Raw genomic sequence first — 19,729 nt, 5'->3', positions numbered from 1 at the left:
CCGATAACAGGAAACTCCCACCGTCCGATTTAGCGCAGCCCGCGCTACGTTCGGCGCATTCTACAAAACGCGTCATGGAACTTGGACCTCGCCGAGCAGCAGCCAACCACTCTCGATCTCTTGATCGACGTTGGCAAATCGAATCGGCTTGCCTCCCGGAAGCGGGTTCGGAACGCGGACGGCCAGGGTGTAGGAACCCGGCGGAGTTCCCGCCAGGTCCAAGGAATCCGTCCAGATGCGCGGCGGGGCGTCGGGCAGCAGCCCGCGCAGCGAACCCCGACACGGAAAAACCCGAACGGGGCGGCCGTTCGCCGACAATCCCCATTCCGGCTTCCATTCGTAGTAGAACGGGGCCACGCCGCGGTTTTCGATCTCCAGACTTACGCGCAAGGCGCCGCCCTGCGGCTCTTCGATCGTCACCGCCGCAGCGTGAAACTCGTAACCCATGCGCCGCACGGCTTCTTCCGCCCGCTTCACTCGGTCCGGGCGCAGCTCCTTTCCGAACATGCCGCTGTCCATCAACCAGGTAACGTGCGCGGCCTCCACGCATCGACGAAAATCTTGGATCCGGTCGTCCCCCGGGTTTTCGTCAAACACACGCCCCCATGCCTCGGGACGGATCTCACCACCGATGGGATGCGTTTTCCATTTGGCCTCGGCTGCCGGTCCGGCGGCGCGAAGCCGTGCCATGAAAAACCACGCATCTTGCTTCCTGCCCGTCTCCAGCGTGGCCCAGGCGAAAGAGTCGTCGTGATAACCGAAGCTGCGGTCGCAATTCGTCGCAGAGCGCGGGTCGCCGTCGCCTGCCGGGTAGCGCAGCAGCACCGGCGTGATCTTGAATGCCGATTCATAGGCATCCATGACCTCTTGCTGCACTTCCTTGGCGGCGAACAATTCGGATCTGGGGTGATTGTGCCACTCGCCCCACGTGCCCAGCAACCCGGCCGTGATGAAACCGATCCTGGGGTCGCCGTCGTACTTCCTGCCTAGGGCCGCGATGAAAAGTACTAAAGAACGGCGCAGGTTCGCGTCCCCGTAATCGGGCGTTTCGACTTGATCGTGCGGAAACGGCTGAGTATTGGTGTTGGTGTAGACATGAACCTTCAAACCGTCGCGGATCAAAAACTCCGGGATGATGCCGCTTCTGCCGGGGTATTCCAAGTAGACGCGAAAAACGGCTTGATGCCCCCGGCTTGCCACGTCGTCCAAGATCTGCTCCAGGGGCTGCCAGTCGAAAGCGTCATACCCTTTCACCAGGGCCGAGTACGGGATGTAGGTGAACTCCATGCTGTGGGGAAACCTGTCCCGCTTCTCGCCTCGATATGGCACCAGGCCCTTCAGGGGATTGTCCACCGGGGCGGGTGCGTATTCCAGAACGCGGCGAGTATCAGCACGCGCAACGGGAAGACTAACGATCACCGCGGCCGTCACAACCAACACGGCCCCCGCCCGAAACATTCCTCTCCCGTGACTCAACCGGCACCGGCCGAATTCTTTCATTACCATCCTCCCGTGGTCATCCGAAGGCGTGCAAAAACCGATCTTGCGAATCGTCACCATTCTATCGCACGTCGTAGATGCCGTGCATCCATGCCTCCGCCCGCGGGTCCGACGGGGCACACCAGAGCTGAAGTTAAACGAGCCGGACCATCCTGATCGGTGACTTCGTCGGCCGGCGGCGGCGTCCGCTGCGGCATGCGATTCACCTCCGCCGGCCCCGCCGTCCGCGCTGGGGGTAATACCTCTCCTTCATATCCTGCTGCTTTGCCGCCAAGCTCGCCGGGACTATACTGAGGCTCGCCGGGTCGCGCAGCGGATTCCTCGGTGGAATGACGCCGGGACCCTTGGGGAGGCACATCATCATGAAGTGGAACCTGCTTTGCGTTGTCCTCGTTGCCGGCCTATCGGTATGCCGAGGACCCTGGGGAGTTTGCGAAGACCGCGTCGCCGGCCCACCCAACGTGGTTTTTATTCTGGCGGATGATCTGGGATGGCGCGACCTGGGGGTTTATGGGAGCGTCTATCACGAGACGCCCCATCTCGATCGTCTGGCCCAACGGGGATTGCGATTCACGCAGGCCTACGCCGCCAATCCGCTTTGCTCGCCCACGCGATCCAGCATCCTGACCGGCCTCTACCCCGCGCGGATCGGCATTACGGCACCGGCGTGCCATCTTCCCCAAGCCGTACTGGAAAAGGGCCTGATGCCGCCCCAACCGAATGTCCGCGTGCGCACAGCCGATAGCCTGACCCGGCTAAAACCCGAATACGTCACCTTGGCCGAGGTCTTCCGTGACCATGGATACGTGACGGCCCATTTTGGAAAGTGGCATCTTGGACATAGCGGTCCTTACGAACCCAAGGACCAAGGCTTCCTGTTCGACTTTCCCCATACCCCGGCAGCCCCAGGTCCGGGAGGCGGTTACCTGGCCCCGTGGAACTTTATCAAGGACGGCGTCGTTCAAGGCCGACCGGGAGAGCACATCGAGGATCGCATGTCTCAAGAGGCTGCGCGATTCATCGAGGCCAATAAAGATAAACCGTTTTATCTCCATTACTGGTGTTATTCCGTTCATAGTCCATGGTCGGCCAAACCCGAGTTGGTGGAGTATTTCAAAGCCAAGGCCAAGGAAGATGCGCCTCAGCGAAACCCCGTTTACGCGGCCATGGTGAAGAGCTTGGATGACGCGGTCGGCCGCATCGTCGATGCCATCGACAAGGCCGGGCTGGCCGAGCGAACGATTATCATCTTCTTCTCCGACAACGGCGGGTTTGCCTATCCTCCTAAGAACGAAACGCAACCGGCCGGTTACGCCCAGATTCCGGCAACAAGCAACGCCCCGCTGAGAAGCGGCAAGGCCTCGATCTACGAAGGCGGCACGCGGGAGCCGTTGATCGTCGTTTGGCCGGGACACACCCAGGCCGGCTCGGTGACGGACGCCCTCCTTTCCAGTGTGGATTTCTTCCCGACCATTTTGGAGATGTGCGGCCTTCCCGCGCCGGGGCATCGAGTGGACGGTGTTTCCCAGGCACCGGCCATTCTTGGCAAAGGCCCCGTCCGCACGCAGGTCTTTTGCCATTTTCCCCACGGCGGAGAGAACCAGGCCCAGCAAATACCGGGCTTTCTTCCATCGGCTTATGTACGCGACGGTGACTGGAAGTTGATCCGTTTCTTTGCTGCAAATCCCGACGGCACCGACCGCTTTGAACTTTACAATCTTCGTGATGACATCGGTGAAACCCGCAATCTGGCGACGGAGCATCCCGATATTGTCGGCAGGCTTGCCAAGAGCTTGGAAGAGTTTCTCAAGGATACCGAGGCGGTCATCCCGCAGGTCAATCCCGACTATCGCGGGCCGCAGCCTGCCGATCCGCTCATGGGTTGGAAAAACCGCGGATGCACAGCGACGATCGCCGCGGGCCTGCTCAGGTTGCAAGCCCAAAACGCCGCCCCTTTTTTGGGATTCGGTGTCGGCAGGCAGAACGGACCGGTCCAGGTGACGTTTCGCATCCAAGTCGCCCAGGCCGGCGAGGGAAAAATTGAGTGGATCCCACCCGGAGCGGCACAGGGCGCCGCCCAATCCGTCCCCTACACCGTCACGGGAGCGGAGATGACAACGGTTACCGTCCACGTTCCCTGGGAACAGCCCGTCGGCATCCTGCGAATTTACCTCCCCACAGGGACCGCCGCCGCGGAAATCGATTGGATCGAGTTGCAGACACCGTCGGGCAAACGCCGGTTCGACTTCTAAAGAGAGGAGCCGGAATCTACGGGCGAAGGTAACTCGGGAAACTCATCATTCCGAAGCTCGCCGGTTGTACATGGGTTTCTAAATAGAAGTGTTCTTGGAGAAGGAATGTTGTAGTCGGCCCCATGGTAGCATCCAGGGAAACGTATCGATGGTTAGTCGCAGTGGAGCTTGTGTGATGCGTGCGATAAGCATTTGGTCCGGAATTGTACTCGCCTGCTTCGCGGCGGCCTCGGTATCGGCGGCGGAGATCGAACAATGGGGTGTCGCCGAGTTGACCTTCGGCGGTCCGAGCCAAGGGAACCCGTACCTTGACATCCAGCTCAGGGCGACGTTCACCCAGGGTGATCGGGCAATCACGGTCCCCGGGTTTTGGGATGGCGGCGACGTCTATAAGGTCCGTTTCTCGCCGCCCACGCCGGGCCAATGGCAATATCGGACTTCTAGTAACCGGCCGGAACTCGACGGTCACACCGGCACCATCACCGCTGCGCCGCCGTCAGAGGGTAACCGCGGCCCGGTGGAGATATTCCATACCTTTTACTTCCGTTATGCCGACGGCACACCGTATCACCAGTTCGGCACGACTTGTTACGCCTGGATCCATCAGCCGGAGGAGCTTCAACAGCAAACTCTAAAGACGCTCGCATCGTCCCCGTTCAATAAGATCCGTTTTTGTATCTTTCCCAAGTCTTATGCCTACAACCAGAACGAGCCGGAGCTATTCGCGTTCGTTAGAAAGGCCGACGGTTCGTTCGACTTTTCTCGGCCCGACCCTGCATTCTGGCGGCACCTGGAGCGGCGCATCCTCGACCTGCAACAATTGGGTATCCAAGCGGACTTGATTCTGTGGCATCCGTACGATCGGTGGGGTTTCGCCGATATGAGCGATGAAGAGGACGACCGCTATCTACGCTATTGCATTGCGAGGCTCTCGGCGTATCGCGACGTCTGGTGGTCGCTGGCGAACGAATACGATTTCATGACCGACCGGCCTGCGGGGCATCGCGGCAACAAGCAATGGGAAGACTGGGATCGCTTTTTCCAAATTCTCCAGAACGAGGACCCGCACCGGCGATTTCGGGGCATCCATAATGGCCGGAAATGGTACGATCACACCATGCCTTGGGTGACGCACGCCAGCCTGCAAAGTTCCGACATGAACGGCGGCGTGCGGTTTCGGAATCAGTACCAAAAACCTGTCATCTACGACGAATGCCGGTACGAGGGTGATATTCCGCAGGGATGGGGAAACCTTACCGCACGGGAAATGACCCAGCGGTTTTGGTTGGGAACACTGAGCGGTTGCTATGTGGGCCACGGGGAAACCTACAAGCACCCGCAGGATATCCTGTGGTGGTCGAAGGGCGGTGTGTTGCACGGCCAAAGCCCGGCTCGCATCGCCTGGCTCAAGGAGTTCCTCACCCGGTGTCCCCCCTTCCACGAACTCGAGCCCATGGGGGATGATAAGGGCCGCTTCTTGCTGGCCAAGCCGGGCGAGTTCTACTTGATCTATTGTGTTGATCAACGAAAACAAACGGTCAACCTGGCGGAGGGACATCGTTACAAGATCGATCTCATCGACCCCTGGGAGATGACCGTGACGGCCTTGGGCACGGCCGAGCCGGGGGAATTCACAGTGGTTCCGCCGCGTGCTGACGTGGCGTTTCGCTTGGAGGCCTATCAACCCGGCGAGCCCCTGCGTCCCCAAGTGCAGATGGAGGCCTCCGCGACGGAAGGCCTGGCACCGTTGGAAGTGGAGTTCCGTTCTCCGAATGCCGGCAAACTGCTTTGGGATTTCGGCGACGGGACGACCGGCGAGGGGCCGCGGCTGCGCCACGTCTTTCAATCGCCGGGCGTGTATTCCGTCGCCCTTAGCGTGACCACGGCGGAGGGACAAACGGCGACGGCGTTCCAGGAAATCCTGGTCGATCATGATCCCCATGTCCCCATCGTTCGTGCGGGTTTTGCAAGCGGAGAAGTGCCGACGCTGAAGTTCCAGGGTTCGGCAAAACGTGGGGCCGTCGGGGCGCTCGTCCTTCCCGCCGGTCCTCCCTGGGGCTGGGTTGAGGCGGGAGAGAGCGTTGTCGATGGGCTCCGCGGCTTGCGGTCGTTTACGATTCTCGGCTGGCTCAAGCCCGATAACCTGCAAGCGGGCAGCGGCGGCAATCGGATTGTTTTCTGTCTGCAAGAGAACCATTCGGGGATCGACCTGGTCTGCCACGCCGATGGACGTCTCCGCTTGGCCGTGAACCAATGGCCGGACCGCGTCCAAAACGACAGTTCGCCCGGCAAGCTCCAATTGGGAAAATGGACGTTTTTCGCCGTGACGTATGATGCCGCTCAGCAGCGCGATAATGTACGGTGGTATTTCAGCGAGCCGCGCGAGGCGCCCGGCCGGGTAGCGATCGTCCCCGACCGCACGAACTCGTATAACGTGGGACCGGTTGACACCGACATCGGTCCCCTGGCGATCGGCAACTTCAACAAGACCATGCACGGGTACGGCATGGATCGGCAGTTCCGCGGCGAGATCCGCGGGCTGCAAATCTTTGGTAGCCGAGTCGGCGGCCGCGGGGCGCTCTCCTTGGAGATGATCCGTGAGCATCAACCCTGAGTCGGCCGTCCAACGACGAAACAGGCAGGCGAAAGAGTGTTGCGATTCTTAGCGAGTACGTCATGAGTACGCGTGCCTTGCGAGTCCTTTGCGCTGTTTCGATCACGATTTCGGCGGCGACGGCCCCGGCAGCAGCCGTGGACCTGCCGTTCGATCGTAATTGCCCGGTGTTCCACGATAACGATGACCATCGTGACGTGTACACCGAGGAATACTTGATGGCGTTGGCGCACCTGGGTGAAATCAGGCTGGTGGGTTTGACGACGACCTACGCACCGAACCGGCGAGAATACGAGTTGTTCGTGCGAGGGCGAGCGGAGATCGTCGAGAAAGCCCGCCAAAGTGGATTAAGACGTGTACCATCGCCGGTTCCAGGCACGGGTTTGAAGCTCACGCGGCCGGCCTCAAATCGACCGGAGGACACGGAGCCGCTGAATCTGGCGGCCGCCCGGGCGTTGGTTGCCGAGGCGCGAAAGGCCACGCCCGATCGACCGCTGGTCTTCCTCACCGGTGGGCAGCTCACCGTGGTTGCCGATGCGTGGTTGCAAGACCCCGACATTGCGTCGCGGGTAGTGGTTGCCGGGTTGTTCGGTGTTCCGGGGCGCGATTACAACGCGAGCTTGGACTCCTGGGCCTGGACGATCGTGGTCTCGAAGTTCCGCGTTGTAGCGGTCCCGTTCGGGAATCCGAGGCAACGGGGCCGCGTATTCCTTCAGGCGGCCGAGGTCCCCAAGGCTCGAATCCAGGCCGAACTTCCCCAAGATATCCCGTTTTTCCGTTGGATGTTCGAGAAGCGGCACCCCGGCAATCCGGGGCCGGATGAGCACGATTATGACGGCCAGGCCGCGATTGCGCTCCTGCGGCCCGACTTCATCACCGAGGTGCGACGATGGCGTCCGGACGGCGTGCTTCCGAATGGCGATGCCAAATTGGTGCCCGACGAGGCGGGGCCTGTCATCGAAGCCGTCGATGCCGACCAGCGGATTGCGACAGCGGAGTTTTGGCGAGCGATGCATGCCCTGCGAGATTCCTTGGCAAACGGTCGCGGCTCGGCGTCCCTAATCGTGTCGCCGGACGTCGCCGTATCGAGAGTTTCGTTTTCTCGCGAAGCGGGGTTGCCGCGATTGCGTGTGGCCGACAACGGTCGATTTCTGGTGACGGCCGGCGGCGAGCCCTTCTTTTGGTTGGCAGATACTGCTTGGCAACTGATCCACGACTTGGATGAGGCGGAAGTGCGACGTTATTTCGCCGACCGCCGGGACAAGGGTTTTACGGTGATCCAAACGGTTGTGCTCGTGGAATTGCGGAGCGACAAGCCCAACGCCTTCGGACATTTTCCCATCGAGCCGAGACGACCCGACAGGCCGATTGTCGAACCAGGACCCGACAACGATTATTGGGATGACGTCGAGCGCGTGCTGCGGCTGGCGGAGGAACACAACCTGTACGTGGCTCTGCTGCCCACGTGGGGGAAATGGGTTATTTCCAATTGGCAGGACGGCATCGTCGATGGGTTCTTCACCACGGAAAACGCGGAATCCTACGGCCGGTTCATCGGCCATCGATTCCGCAATCACAACAACATCATTTGGGTCTTGGGTGGCGACAAAGCCTCTCCCACGGATGAAGCCAAGGCGATCTGAAGGGCTATGGCCCGTGGAATCGCCATCGGCGCGAGCGGCGAGGAAGACTATTCACAGGTGCTGATGACGTATCACACCAGCGGACCGGGCAGCACCGCGTGGTTCCTCAATAAAGAGCCGTGGCTCGACTTCCACGGGCTTCAGTCCGGACATGGACGGTGGGCCATGAATTGGATGATGGTCGAGCACGCCTACACGATGAGACCGACGTTGCCGGTGATCGACTTGGAAACAAGCTACCCGGGCTTCCGCCATGGTCGCCCGCCGACGATAGCAACCGACGATGACGCCCGTCGCGCCGCTTATTGGGCGGTCTTCGCCGGGGCTGCCGGTCACACCTACGGGCACCACAGCATTTGGCAAATGCACTCGCCGAAATATCCAGGAATCGCCAATCCGCGCGAATACTGGTACGAGGCCCTCGACGCGCCGAGCGCCAAGCAGATGGGTTATTTGCGGCGCTTGATCGAGTCGCGACCATTCCTCACGCAGCGGCCCGTGCTTTCTCTCTTGGCCTTTGAACAGACCAAACCCTGGGAGATGTGTTTGGCCCTGCTCGGGGAAGGTTACGCAATGGCTTATACCCCGACCGGGCGAACGCTGGAGATCGCCCTCGACAAGTTGGGTTTCGCCGAAGTCCGGGCGGCTTGGTTCGATCCCCGCACAGGGAAGGCGAACGACATAGGCCGGTTTGCAGCGAAAGGTCGCCGGTCATTCGATCCGCCCGGTGAACCGGGCGAAGGCAATGACTGGGTCTTGATCCTGGATGATGTGAAACGCGACTACCCCCTGCCGTAGCGGCGGGTCGCTTAAGGAACCCCTGCACCATCCGCTTGAGGCGGCCCCCGGGCTTATCTTGCGTAGGGAGTGAAAAAGATGATTCGGCGGCAGAGCGGGTTTGAGCGCGATCCATCCTCCGCGTATCACAAGGCTGGACCGTCTATCGCCAAGCGTGCGCGCGGTGACTTTCTACCATCGCACCGCCCGTCTCCGGTTCGCGGCTTGCAATTTACTTTCGCTAGGCTCGCAGCCGGCGTCGAAGGTGATATCATGAAACCCTAGCTCCCATCCACGAGCCTATCCTAAGGATACGCGCCGCTTGCGATGAGATTCCTTTCATCCGCCGCCTCGATGCCAAGCAACTTACACAGGGAGAAATCACTTGGCCGATTATGACGCGCATGCTGTGTCTTCCTTGGTGCCTTTCCGGGGACGCCTTCTCGGGTGGCACGTCGGAGCGGTTCTTCCCAGGATGCAAACTTGCCGGGCCTGCGCGGCGGCGGTGGCAGTCTTGCTATGCGTCATCGGCGCCCGGACCGAAGGGCAAGAGAAACCGGAGCACCAACGGCTGGGCCGCGGCGATCTCGCAACCAGTTTGGAAATCTTCAATCTTTGGGGGGAACAGCCGCCGGAAAAGCAAGAGGTCATCCGGGTGGCCCATGCCTATCTCTCGGCACGTCCCGATGCGACTGTGGCCGAGCTTTTCGATCAGGCCGATTTTCAGCGCGCTTGCCGGACGGCAGGTCTCACGCACCTCGGCGGCCCCCTGCTTGGTTGCGCGTCTTCCGACGGCGTCTCCATTTGGATGCGGACCTTGGGACCGGCCGAAGTCGGCGTTGAGGTCTTCGTTTCGGGGGAAGTGCGGCGGTTCGGACCGGCGGCATCCACCGCGGAGAGCGATTTCACCGTGGTCGTCCCGGTGACCGGCTTGCCGCCCGGCGGCGTCTTTCCGTATCGCGTGCTTGTCAACGGGCAGGCCGTCGCAATCCCGCTAAACGCCGTGATTCGCACAATTCCGGCGAACCCCGAAAAGCTGCGGATCGCTTTCGGCAGTTGCATGCATCGTTGGGGGCTGGGTAACCCGCAGCTCAGCCTCCGGATTCGCGAGCGTCACCCGGCCGCGCTTCTCCTGATCGGCGATACCGCGGCCCAAGATCGGGATAACCACCTCGGGTTGCACCGCCTGGATTATCTCGTGCGGGATTTGACGCCGGCCTGGCAACAACTGACGGCGGAAATCCCCGTTTACGTGACCTGGGACGATCACGATTACTTCAACAACGACAAATGGGGCCTCCCGAAGGGGTTTTTGGAAGAGGATCGTCTCGGCGTGTGGGAGGTCTTTCGTCAGTGTTGGAACAATCCGGCGTACGGTTTGGGACCCGGCCGGGGAGGCGTGTTCCTCAGCACGCGGATCGGCCCTTGCGATATCATCATGACGGACAACCGCTTCTTCCGACAAAAGGGCGATTTCCTGGGCGGCGAACAAATGGCCTGGCTCAAGGAGCAACTGGCGGCGGCCAAGGGGCCGTTTATCATCCTCTCTTGCGGCACGATGTGGAGCGACTACGTCTCCGGCGGCAAGGACTCCTGGGGCGTGTTCGACCCCCAAGGTCGCGAGGAAATCTTCCGCTTGATCGAGGAACAGCGGATCGGCGGCGTCCTGCTGATCTCCGGCGATCGACACGGTGCCCGCGGGTTTCGTATCCCGCGACCGAGCGGCTATGCGTTTTACGAATTCGAGGGGGCGAGCCTGGGCGGTCGCAGCGGGCCGCCCGTCCACCAGGCCGATTGGACGACGCAACTTTACGGCACCGCCGGCGAATACGCCTTCAGTGAGTTCGAGTTTGATCTCACCAAGGACGATCCGGAAGTCACGTTCCGGCTGATGAGGGAAACCGGGGGGATCATTTACGAGATAACGTTACCCCGGAGCCGACTCACGCCGCCCGGCCGTTGATGGTGCGCGCCGTGCCGAAACCGGTGGGTAATTCGGCGAGACGACCTCCGCGGCGGGACGGTTCTTGCGAAGGGGCCGGGAGGGAGCCGGCCGCCCGCCGCCGACAATCGTCGTTCCTTTTCGCTGGAAGAGGCGATCTGGATTCTCGGACAGGCGGCGCTGCCGGCCGCGGATCACGAGGGATCAGAAGGCACGGTGAGATTCCGAGGTTGCAACTCGTACCGGTTCAATCCTGGACCTGGACCAGGCCGCCGAAGCGGCGAACCCGCCGTGCGTAATCGCGAATCGCCTGCCGAAGATGCTCCGCCGCGAAGTCCGGCCAACAGACGTCCGTCACCCAAAGCTCGCTGTAGCTGATTTGCCAGAGGAGGAAATTGCTGATCCTCATCTCGCCCGCCGTACGGATGAGCAGATCGGGGTCCGGCATGCCCGCCGTGTAAAGATGGGCGGAGATCAGTTCCTCACTGATTTCGTCGGGCTTCAGGCGGCCCTCGGCGACGGATCGGGCGATTTCGCGGACCGCGTCCACGATCTCCCGCCGTCCCCCGTAATTGATCGCCAGACACAGTTGCAAGCCGGTGTTCGCGGCGCATTCGCTCAGGGTAAGATCCATCTCCCTGCGCACTCGCGCGGGAATGCCGTCAGGCCGGCCAATGATCGAGACATGGATATTCTTCGTGACCAGGTCCGGCCGCTCCTCCACCATGTATTGCTCCAGCAGCCTCAGCAGGAACTCCAGCTCCATGCGAGGGCGTTTCCAATTCTCGCTGGAGAGACAGAAGAGCGTCAGCCGTTCGATCCCCAGGTGGATGCACTCCTCGACCGTGCGGCGGACGGCGGCCACGCCCTGCCGGTGCCCCTCGGCCCGCGGCAGTCCCCGCTGCTGCGCCCAGCGGCCGTTCCCATCCATGATCGCCGCGATGTGCCGCGGCCTTTTATCCGGGGGAATGTCGAAATCGCATTGGGATGACGGGGGCGATGCACTCATCGGTCTTACGCCAAGGGGCCTCTTCTCCGCTCCCGGCGGTCCTTCCTGGGTATTCCGGCCGCTCGTTGCGGCCGCGGGCTATTCGGCGAGCTGAGCCGACGTCCGACTTCTCGGGCATTAGGCGAACATCGTCTGCTCGCGGTCCGGCCCGACCGAGACGATTTCCACCGGGCGACCGACTACCTCGGCCAGGCGGTCCAAATACTTCCGCGCGTTGACGGGCAGGTCGCTCACACGGCGCACCTCGCTGATCTCCCGCTGCCAGCCGGGCAACGACTCGTAGATCGGCTTGACGCGGCGGAGTCGCTCCACGTGATCGGGGAAACGCTCCGTCCGTTCGCCGTCCAGTTCGTAGGCGGTGCAAATTTGGATTTCGGGCAGGGCGCTAAGAACGTCCAGGAGCATGACGGCCAAGGCGTCCGCGCCGCTGAGTCGCGCCGTGTAGCGCGCGGCCACGGCGTCGAACCAACCGCAGCGGCGGGGCCGGCGCGTCACCGTGCCGTATTCGTTGCCGCGGTCTCGAATGTGCTGTCCCACGTCGTTGTCCTGCTCGGTGGGGAACGGTCCGCCGCCGACGCGCGTGCAGTAGGCCTTGACCACGCCCAAGATCTTATGAATGTGACGGCCCGGCACCCCGGTACCGGCTGAAATTCCCACGCCCGAGCTATTGCTGCTAGTGACGTACGGGAACGTTCCGTGGTCGATGTCGAGCAGCGCCCCCTGCGCACCCTCGAACAGAATGCGCCGGCCCGCGTCCACGGCATCCAAGAGGAATTGGGTGGTATCGGCGACGAAGGGGCGGAGTCGCTCCGCGTAACCGGCGTATTCCTCGCAAATTGCTTCGGCATCCAAGGCGGGACTGTCGGCCGGCACGCCGAGCGGTTCCAGCATTCGCCGTTTTGCCTCGGCGACGGCGATGATCCTCTCCCGCAGCCCCGACTCGTAGAAATCGCCCACGCGGACGGCATGGGAGCGGCCGATCTTGTCTCGATAGCATGGGCCGATTCCCCGCAGCGTGGTCCCGATGGCCTCGCCGGTGGGGCACTCGTTGAGGATGCGATCCTCCTCCACGTGCCATGGGAGGATGACATGTGCCCGACTGCTGATCGTCAGGTTGGCGTCCACGCGGACGCCCCGCTCGCGCAAGGCGTCGATCTCGGCCAGCAGCGTTTTGGGGTTGACCACGACGCCGTTGGCAATGACACACCGCACACCTGCCCGAAAGATTCCGCTCGGAATGAGCGACAGCTTGAAGGTCTGCCCGCCCATCACCACCGTATGGCCGGCGTTGGCCCCGCCCTGATACCGGACCACGATGTCGTGGTTTTCGGTCAGGATATCGACGATCTTCCCTTTGGCCTCGTCACCCCATTGGAGACCGATGACGGCTGTATTGGCCACGTCTGGTTACCTGTTCTGTTGGTTGCGTGTGCCCGCGACCGCGAACGCTCGATGCTGCCGGCGCTCTCCTTCCTGCCGCCGGGGATTATCCCGGGGGACGGCAGCGCCGCAATAATGGAGCGGATCGGGTACGGGGGCCTTCTCGAAACGAAAAAGTGGCGGAGTGCGGCCGGCGCGCAATGACACCCCGACTTGCCCAGCCGCGTTTCCAAACCCGCAGTCTAGCCCTAATGGCCCGCCGCCGTCAAGGGTTCGCCGCTCGGTATCGGCGGGCACCGGACTTCGGCGGCGGCAAATGGCGGGCGCGATCCGACCGAAACGGGGACCTCGGGCATCGGCCGGAGCCGGAGGTAACGCCCAAACGCACATTCCCGCGCCGCTTTCTCCGGCGGCGCGGGAACTGCACTAGGGAGGGTTGTAAAGTCGGATCACCAAACCGGCGAGATCGATCGTCAGAAGTTGTTAATGGTCTCGCGAGCCATGCGGGTACCCAGGGCGCCCCACACGCCGTACGGGCTGGGACCGCCGCTGACTTCCGGCGCGGCCAAGTTGCCAGTGTTGATCGTATCGCTAATGAAACGGACCGATCCGTCTGCCAAGGCCGCGTTCACACCGCCCGGGTGATAGCTGTCCGGCGGCATCACGTGGTCCGATCCCCATTCCGACCAATAGCCCTTGCAGCCGATGGAGTTGGGCGGCAGCACGGTGTTGAACCCGGTCACGACGCTGGTTCCCCAGCCGTAGTGCACGCCGCGAAGTTCACCGATCTGCGGGGCGGCAGCGGTGATGGTATTATTCGGCCCTTTCCACTGGAGACACAGGCCGGGGTTGGCACGGAGCGTCCCGTCTCCCGCATTTTCCACATAGTTCCCGTGCGTCTCCCGCACGTCGCTGCGGGTCGAGACCACGACTTCACTGACGGCCAGCGTATTGCTGGTGCCGTCGATGATGCCGTTCATGCCGACAAAGCTGTCGCCGCCGAAGATGCCGCGCGGGTTGGCGCGTCCTCGCCAATCGACGCTCACGTCGTCGCCCCAGCAGAAGACGTAGGAGTTGTCGCCTTGCCACCAGTAGGGCCGGCCGTCGTCGCGAATCTTGCCGGCGGCTCCGTCCGAGGGGCAGAGAATGGACGGCACCTGCACGTTATGCGGCCGGAAATCCCAACCGTACCAAGGCACCGGCCCCCATGCGTTGTAGCGGGGTGGTTGCGGCGCCGCCCATTGATTGTACAGCGCGGTCTGTTCCAAATACGGGAGCAACATCACGAACGCGCTCAGTCCGCCGTAAGTGCTCTTTTCCTCCGGAGGCGTCCCTGCGGTCGGCCCCTGCCCGAGACTCGGAAAGACGTTGTACTTATCGTGATAGTTGTGCAGCGCCAATCCGATTTGTTTGAGATTGTTCGTGCATTGCGACCGCCGAGCGGCCTCCCGCGCGGCTTGTACGGCGGGAAGAAGCAATGCAATCAAAATTCCGATGATGGCAATTACCACCAAGAGTTCCACCAGGGTAAAACCCAGGGGGAACCTTCCCCACAAACGACGTAGCCTGCGCATGGCGTCGACTCCTGCAGAAGAGTGGAACGTAAAACTAATTCCCAATTGGGAAGACGACCAGGGGCTTTGCCCACCTTCCACCCGCGATTTGATTCTATTTTTCTTCCCTATATTTGTCAACAAATTTGTCGGACTCTGCGAACATCAGAAATCGCGTCATCATTATCCGTTCGGAAGTTTCGGCGGCGGCTCGGGTTAGGAATCTTCTCTACCAACTCCTCCTTTGGCTCTAGGCGATCGTTGCCGCCGCTTCAAGGACGACCCGCGCCGACGGCTCGCAGGCAATTAGCGACGCCCGGGCCGTCTCGCCTCTCGAAATCAAGGGGCACAATCCTCCAGTGACGGGATTGTCGGCCGCAAGGCGATCGCCCCTTCCTTTCGCCGCACCCGAGCGGGATCGCGGCCGTATAATAGACGAGGCAAATGTCCCTGGATCCCGCACGCGCGGGGTCGATTTTTGTTTCGCGGCATCCCAAACCCTTTTTCCCATGCCTTCGTCGGCCGTCTTACAATCGCTGGAACCCTTGACCCGGGAAGCCTTGATGGGCTGGCTTCGCGAGGAGAATCCCGCGCGGCTCGAGGAGTTGTGGCAGGCCGCCGACGAGGTCCGCCAGGCCTGCGTCGGAGGAGAGGTCCACCTCCGGGGGCTGATCGAGATCTCGAATTATTGCATTCGGCTGTGTGCTTATTGCGGGCTAAGGGCACCGAATACGGAACTGACGCGATACCGGATGACCGAGGATGAGATTCTCGCCTGTGCCCGGCAAGCCCATGCGATGGGCTACGGCACCGTCGTGTTGCAGTCCGGCGAAGATCCGGCACTGAGCCGTGAGATGATCGCCCGAGTGGTCCGCCGAATCAAGGAGTCGTTGCCGCTGGCGGTTACGCTCAGTTTGGGGGAGCGCAGTCCGGAGGATTGGGCGGCCTGGAGGCGGGCCGGCGCCGATCGCTACTTACTGCGTTTCGAGACCTCCAATCTCCATCTGTACCGCGTGTACCATCCGCCCCGAGGCGACGAGCGCGAAACGCGGATCGAGATGTTGCGGCGGCTGCGGGCCTTGGGCTATGAAGTCGGCAGCGGCGTGATGATCGGCATCCCCGGCCAGACCTACGCCGATTTGGCCGAAGACTTGCTGATGTTTCGCGAGCTGGATCTCGACATGATCGGGGTGGGGCCTTTCATCCTGCATCCCCGTACGCCCCTGGCCGACTCGGATTTCCGCGTCCTCGTTCCGGACGGCGACCAGGTACCCGCCAACGAGCTAATGACGTACAAAACCATCGCTTTGACGCGGCTGTTATGTCCTCGGGCGAACATCCCCAGCACGACCGCCCTGGCGACGCTCAATCGCGGGCGCGGCCGGGAATTGGGGCTGGTCCGCGGTGCGAACGTCGTGATGCCGAATCTGACGCCGCCGCGCTATCGTGTACTCTACGAAATCTACCCGAACAAGGCCTGCATTCAAGAGTCGGCCGAAGCATGCCACGTCTGCCTGCGTTCGCGGATCGAAGGTCTGGGGCGTCCGATCGGTCGCGGGCCGGGCTCGGCGCCCAATTACCGGGCGAGAACGGGCGGTGGCGATCGCGCCGATTCCTCCGCCTGAAGGCGCGCGATCCGCCGGCAGGCCGCGCGGTCCCACGAACACGGCAAGAACGGATCCCGATCCCAAAGGTCCTCGCAAATGTCCTCTTCCACCATTCGGCGGCAACTCAGCGGCACCGCCGCGGATTTCATCGACGAACCCAAGCTGCACGGCCTTTTGTCCCGACCGGCCGAGCCGGAACGCGTCCGCGAGATCATCGCCAAGAGCCTGAATAAGGAAGCCCTGACGGTCGAGGAGGCGGCCGCCCTGCTGAACGTCGAGAACCTCGACCTGATCGAAGAGATTTTCGACGCCGCGCGCCGCTTGAAGCGGGATGTGTACGGAAATCGAATCGTCCTTTTCGCCCCGTTGTACATCGGCAGCGAGTGCACGAATGATTGTGCGTACTGCGCCTTTCGGCGGAGCAACCGCGAGGTCCGGCGGCGGACGCTCTCGCCCGACGATATCCGGCGGCAGACGGAGGCCTTGCTCGATCGCGGTCACAAGCGGCTGATTCTGGTCTTCGGTGAGCATCCCGAGTATTCGCCGACCTTCATCGCCGATGCCGTCCGTACGGTGTACGATACGCAGCGTCCCAAGGCCTCGATCCGGCGCGTCAACATCAACGCCGCGCCCATGGATCACGAGGGTTTCGCCGAGATCAAAAGAGCCGGTATCGGCACGTATCAGATATTCCAAGAGACGTATCATCACGAGACGTACGCGCAAGTCCATCCGCGGGGTACGCGCAAAGGCGATTACCTGTGGCGGCTGGACGCCCTCAGCCGGGCCATGGAGGCGGGCTGCGACGACGTGGGAATCGGCGCGCTGTTCGGCCTCTACGACTGGAAATTCGAGGTGCTCGGCTTGGTCGAGCATGCGTTATTCTTACAGAGCCGCTACGGCGTGGGGCCGCACACCATCAGCTTTCCGCGCTTGCGCCCCGCGGCGGGCGTGCGGCTGGACGAACGCCACCGCGTGGCCGACGCGGACTTTAAGCGGTTGATCGCCGTCCTCCGCTTGGCCGTGCCGTACACGGGTCTGATCCTGACGGCGCGGGAACCCGCCGAGTTACGCCGCGAGGTCATGGAGTTCGGCGTTTCGCAAATCGACGCGGGGAGCCGAATCGAGTTGGGCGGCTATACGGAGGCGGGCGATGCCCAGGTTCTGGAGCGGGAACAGTTCGAGCTGGGCGATCTCCGGTCGCTCGACGACGTGCTACGGCAACTGATCGTGGACGGTTACATCCCCAGCTTTTGCACGGCTTGCTACCGGTTGGGTAGGACCGGCGAGCACTTCATGGAGTTCGCCATCCCCGGCTTCATCCAGCAGTTCTGCACCCCGAACGCCCTGACCACGCTGATGGAGTATCTGGTCGATTACGGTTCCCGAGATACTTATGAGGCCGGACTGCGTCTGATCGAAGAAGAATTGGCGAAAATCCCGGAGGGGACGCGGAAGACGGCTTTACTGGAACGCCTCCGCCGCATCCGGGAGACGGACCAGCGAGACCTGTACTTCTGACTCAGGGCCGCATCGCCTGCCCGACCTCAGGCGCCGGACCGAGCGGCGGCCGGCGGGCCGGCGACGTAGCATCCGGAAAAGGGAGCGGCGTCACTCCCGGGGAACGCCCACCGACAGCCAGGAAGGCAATTCGCCCCGCGGCGGAAGCTGGACCACGGTGACCTTGTGGATGGGTTCGAGCTTCAGCAGTTCGCTGAGGGCCTCGGCCGGAGGATAGGAGTCCAAGGCCAAGACGCCGATGGCCTCGCCGCCGGGTTTGTTTTCGGCGCGGCCCAGCGAGAGGAAGGCGATATTCACGTTGAACCGCCCCATGATCTCGCCGATCTTGCCGATCACACCCGGCACATCCCGATGATACATGGCCAGCATGATGCCTTCCAGCGGACTTTCCAGGCGGAAATGCTGCTTTTGCACGAGCCGCGGCAGCGACTTGCCGAAGACCGTCCCGCCCACGATGGAGGTTGTTTCCTGCCGCACCACTTCCGCGGTGATTTGGGCGGAAAAGTCGCCGACCTCGGCGCTCCTCTCCTCGGCCAACTCGATCCCGCGTTGTCGCAGCAGGATTTCGGCGTTCACCAGGTTCACCGATTGATCCAAGGCCTGGAACAGCAGTCCGGCGGCGAAGGCGGAGGAGAGGAGCCGGGTGTCGCGGGAGGCCACCTCGCCCTGAAAACGCAGCTTGCACCGCTGCGGCGGATTGCGGTCGAGTTGCGCCATGAACAGACCCATGCGGTAGGCCAGGTCGAGATAACCCCGCAGCCCCTCCAAGGTCTTCGGATCGAGCGGCGCCATGTTGACGGAATTGCGGACCGCGCCGGTGGTGAAGAAATCGACCAACAGTTCCACGGCCTCCACGGCGACGTTGGATTGAGCCTCTTCGGTGCTGGCGCCGAGGTGCGGCGTGCAGAGGACGTTCGGGCGGCCGAAGAGGGGATTTTCCGTGCACGGCTCCTTGGGATAGACGTCCAGGGCCACGCCGCCGAGATGTCCGCTCTCCAACCCCTCCAATAACGCCTCTTCGTTATAGATGCCGCCGCGGGCGCAGTTGATCAGGCGGACGCCCTTCCGCATCTTGGCGATTTGGGGGCGGTCGATCAGATTGCGAGTCTGATCGTTGAGAGGGGTGTGGACGGTGAGGTAATCGACCTCGGGCAAAATTTCGTCGAGATTCTTGCAGGTGGTGATGCCCAGCTCTTTGGCGCGGTGTTCGGGCAGGAAGGGGTCGAAGCCGATGACGTGCATCTTGAGGCCGAGGGCGCGTTCGGCGACGGCCTGGCCGACGCGGCCCAGCCCGACCACGCCCAACGTTTTCCCCGCCAATTCCGTCCCCATGAACTTGCCGCGTTCCCACTTCTTCTCCAGCAGGCTTTGATAGGCCGGGAAAAGATTACGGGAAAGGGCCAGCATCAAGGCGATCGTGTGCTCGGCGGTGGCGACGGTATTGCCGCTGGGGGTGTTCATGACCACAATACCCAGCCGCGTGGCGGCGGCGGAGTCGATGTTGTCCACGCCCACTCCCGCCCGAACGATCGCCTTCAGCCGCGTGTTGCCCTCCAGCACATCGGCGGTGATTTTGACGCCGCTGCGGCAAATCGCGCCGTCGAACTCTTGCAGCGTTTTTCGCAACTCCTCGCCCTTGAGGCCCGTCCGCACCTCGTAGTCGATCGAGCCGGCGGCATCCAGCAGTTTGAGACCCTCGGGCGACAACGGATCGAGCACGACGACTTTGGGCATGACAGGTTTCCTCAATCTAACGAAAGGTGAAGCGAGACCAAGCCGGGAGGGATGCGATGGGGCCGGCCCCACCGCGGGACGCGACCGGTGGTCGACAAGGGGCGTAAAACCTTACTTTTACGGCAACCACCCAATGGGGTCAAGGTACCGAAAGGGATGCGGAGGGGCGGACCGAGTGCCCCCGTCGGATCCGCCAT

General features: G+C 62.3%; 11 protein-coding genes and 1 pseudogene. 7 read left to right on the top strand and 5 right to left on the bottom strand.

Annotated features, from left to right (window positions below; translation table 11 throughout):
* Positions 1-72: 72 nt before the first annotated feature.
* On the bottom strand, positions 73-1,500 hold the full coding sequence (locus ACZ5B4_RS12695; RefSeq protein WP_464911602.1) for a DUF4832 domain-containing protein: 1,428 nt from the start codon (positions 1,498-1,500) through the stop codon (positions 73-75).
* A 362-nt stretch (positions 1,501-1,862) separates the two neighbouring features.
* Between ACZ5B4_RS12695 and ACZ5B4_RS12690 the strand changes: the two genes are divergently transcribed.
* From ACZ5B4_RS12690 to ACZ5B4_RS12670, 5 genes and pseudogenes are all read left to right on the top strand, one after another.
* The gene (locus ACZ5B4_RS12690) at positions 1,863-3,752 is read left to right on the top strand and encodes a sulfatase (protein WP_464911601.1); all 1,890 of its coding nucleotides are present in this window, start codon (positions 1,863-1,865) and stop codon (positions 3,750-3,752) included.
* A gap of 148 nt (positions 3,753-3,900) precedes the next feature.
* Positions 3,901-6,366, top strand: a complete 2,466-nt coding sequence (locus ACZ5B4_RS12685; RefSeq protein WP_464911600.1) for a DUF5060 domain-containing protein — start codon at positions 3,901-3,903, stop codon at positions 6,364-6,366.
* Between the two features lie 62 nt (positions 6,367-6,428).
* Positions 6,429-8,483, top strand: a pseudogene (locus ACZ5B4_RS12680) (glycoside hydrolase family 140 protein); the annotation flags it as partial.
* A 24-nt stretch (positions 8,484-8,507) separates the two neighbouring features.
* On the top strand, positions 8,508-8,807 hold the full coding sequence (locus tag ACZ5B4_RS12675) for a putative collagen-binding domain-containing protein (RefSeq protein WP_464914022.1): 300 nt from the start codon (positions 8,508-8,510) through the stop codon (positions 8,805-8,807).
* Positions 8,808-9,261: 454 nt separating this feature from the next.
* Positions 9,262-10,749 carry an alkaline phosphatase D family protein gene (locus ACZ5B4_RS12670; protein ID WP_464911599.1) on the top strand — a complete coding sequence of 496 codons (1,488 nt, stop codon included), beginning with the start codon at positions 9,262-9,264 and terminating at the stop codon, positions 10,747-10,749.
* A 226-nt stretch (positions 10,750-10,975) separates the two neighbouring features.
* Here the strand turns inward: ACZ5B4_RS12670 and ACZ5B4_RS12665 are convergent, their stop codons facing one another.
* The 3 genes from ACZ5B4_RS12665 to ACZ5B4_RS12655 form a co-directional block, all read right to left on the bottom strand.
* Positions 10,976-11,737, bottom strand: coding sequence for an isoprenyl transferase (locus ACZ5B4_RS12665; RefSeq protein ID WP_464911598.1), 762 nt, complete (start codon positions 11,735-11,737; stop codon positions 10,976-10,978).
* Positions 11,738-11,854: 117 nt separating this feature from the next.
* Positions 11,855-13,138, bottom strand: coding sequence for an adenylosuccinate synthase (locus ACZ5B4_RS12660; RefSeq protein WP_464911597.1), 1,284 nt, complete (start codon positions 13,136-13,138; stop codon positions 11,855-11,857).
* Between the two features lie 452 nt (positions 13,139-13,590).
* Positions 13,591-14,691 (bottom strand): DUF1559 domain-containing protein, encoded by a 1,101-nt coding sequence (locus tag ACZ5B4_RS12655; RefSeq protein ID WP_464911596.1) that lies wholly within the window; start codon positions 14,689-14,691, stop codon positions 13,591-13,593.
* Between the two features lie 488 nt (positions 14,692-15,179).
* Here ACZ5B4_RS12655 and hydE point away from each other — a divergent pair, with 488 nt between their 5' ends.
* Positions 15,180-16,295 carry a [FeFe] hydrogenase H-cluster radical SAM maturase HydE gene (hydE, locus tag ACZ5B4_RS12650; protein ID WP_464911595.1) on the top strand — a complete coding sequence of 372 codons (1,116 nt, stop codon included), beginning with the start codon at positions 15,180-15,182 and terminating at the stop codon, positions 16,293-16,295.
* A gap of 78 nt (positions 16,296-16,373) precedes the next feature.
* Positions 16,374-17,798 carry a [FeFe] hydrogenase H-cluster radical SAM maturase HydG gene (gene hydG / locus ACZ5B4_RS12645; protein ID WP_464911594.1) on the top strand — a complete coding sequence of 475 codons (1,425 nt, stop codon included), beginning with the start codon at positions 16,374-16,376 and terminating at the stop codon, positions 17,796-17,798.
* A gap of 90 nt (positions 17,799-17,888) precedes the next feature.
* Here hydG and serA read toward each other — a convergent pair whose 3' ends face one another.
* A complete protein-coding gene (gene serA, locus ACZ5B4_RS12640; RefSeq protein ID WP_464911593.1) occupies positions 17,889-19,532 on the bottom strand; it encodes a phosphoglycerate dehydrogenase in 1,644 nt (547 codons plus the stop codon).
* Positions 19,533-19,729: the final 197 nt, after the last annotated feature.

It is taken from the genome of Thermogutta hypogea (assembly GCF_055386265.1).
Note: the sequence above shows the minus strand (reverse complement) of the source record. Positions and strands in the feature narration are given on the sequence as shown.

Bases quoted from the DNA above. Each gene is read 5' to 3' on its own strand.
- ACZ5B4_RS12690 (WP_464911601.1), top strand. From the start codon at position 1,863: ATGAAGTGGAACCTGCTTTGCGTTGTCCTCGTTGCCGGCCTATCGGTA.
- serA (WP_464911593.1), bottom strand. From the start codon at position 19,532: ATGCCCAAAGTCGTCGTGCTCGATCCGTTGTCGCCCGAGGGTCTCAAA.
- hydG (WP_464911594.1), top strand. From the start codon at position 16,374: ATGTCCTCTTCCACCATTCGGCGGCAACTCAGCGGCACCGCCGCGGAT.
- ACZ5B4_RS12655 (WP_464911596.1), bottom strand. From the start codon at position 14,691: ATGCGCAGGCTACGTCGTTTGTGGGGAAGGTTCCCCCTGGGTTTTACC.
- ACZ5B4_RS12695 (WP_464911602.1), bottom strand. From the start codon at position 1,500: ATGAAAGAATTCGGCCGGTGCCGGTTGAGTCACGGGAGAGGAATGTTT.
- ACZ5B4_RS12665 (WP_464911598.1), bottom strand. From the start codon at position 11,737: ATGAGTGCATCGCCCCCGTCATCCCAATGCGATTTCGACATTCCCCCG.
- ACZ5B4_RS12685 (WP_464911600.1), top strand. From the start codon at position 3,901: ATGGTTAGTCGCAGTGGAGCTTGTGTGATGCGTGCGATAAGCATTTGG.
- ACZ5B4_RS12670 (WP_464911599.1), top strand. From the start codon at position 9,262: ATGCAAACTTGCCGGGCCTGCGCGGCGGCGGTGGCAGTCTTGCTATGC.
- hydE (WP_464911595.1), top strand. From the start codon at position 15,180: ATGCCTTCGTCGGCCGTCTTACAATCGCTGGAACCCTTGACCCGGGAA.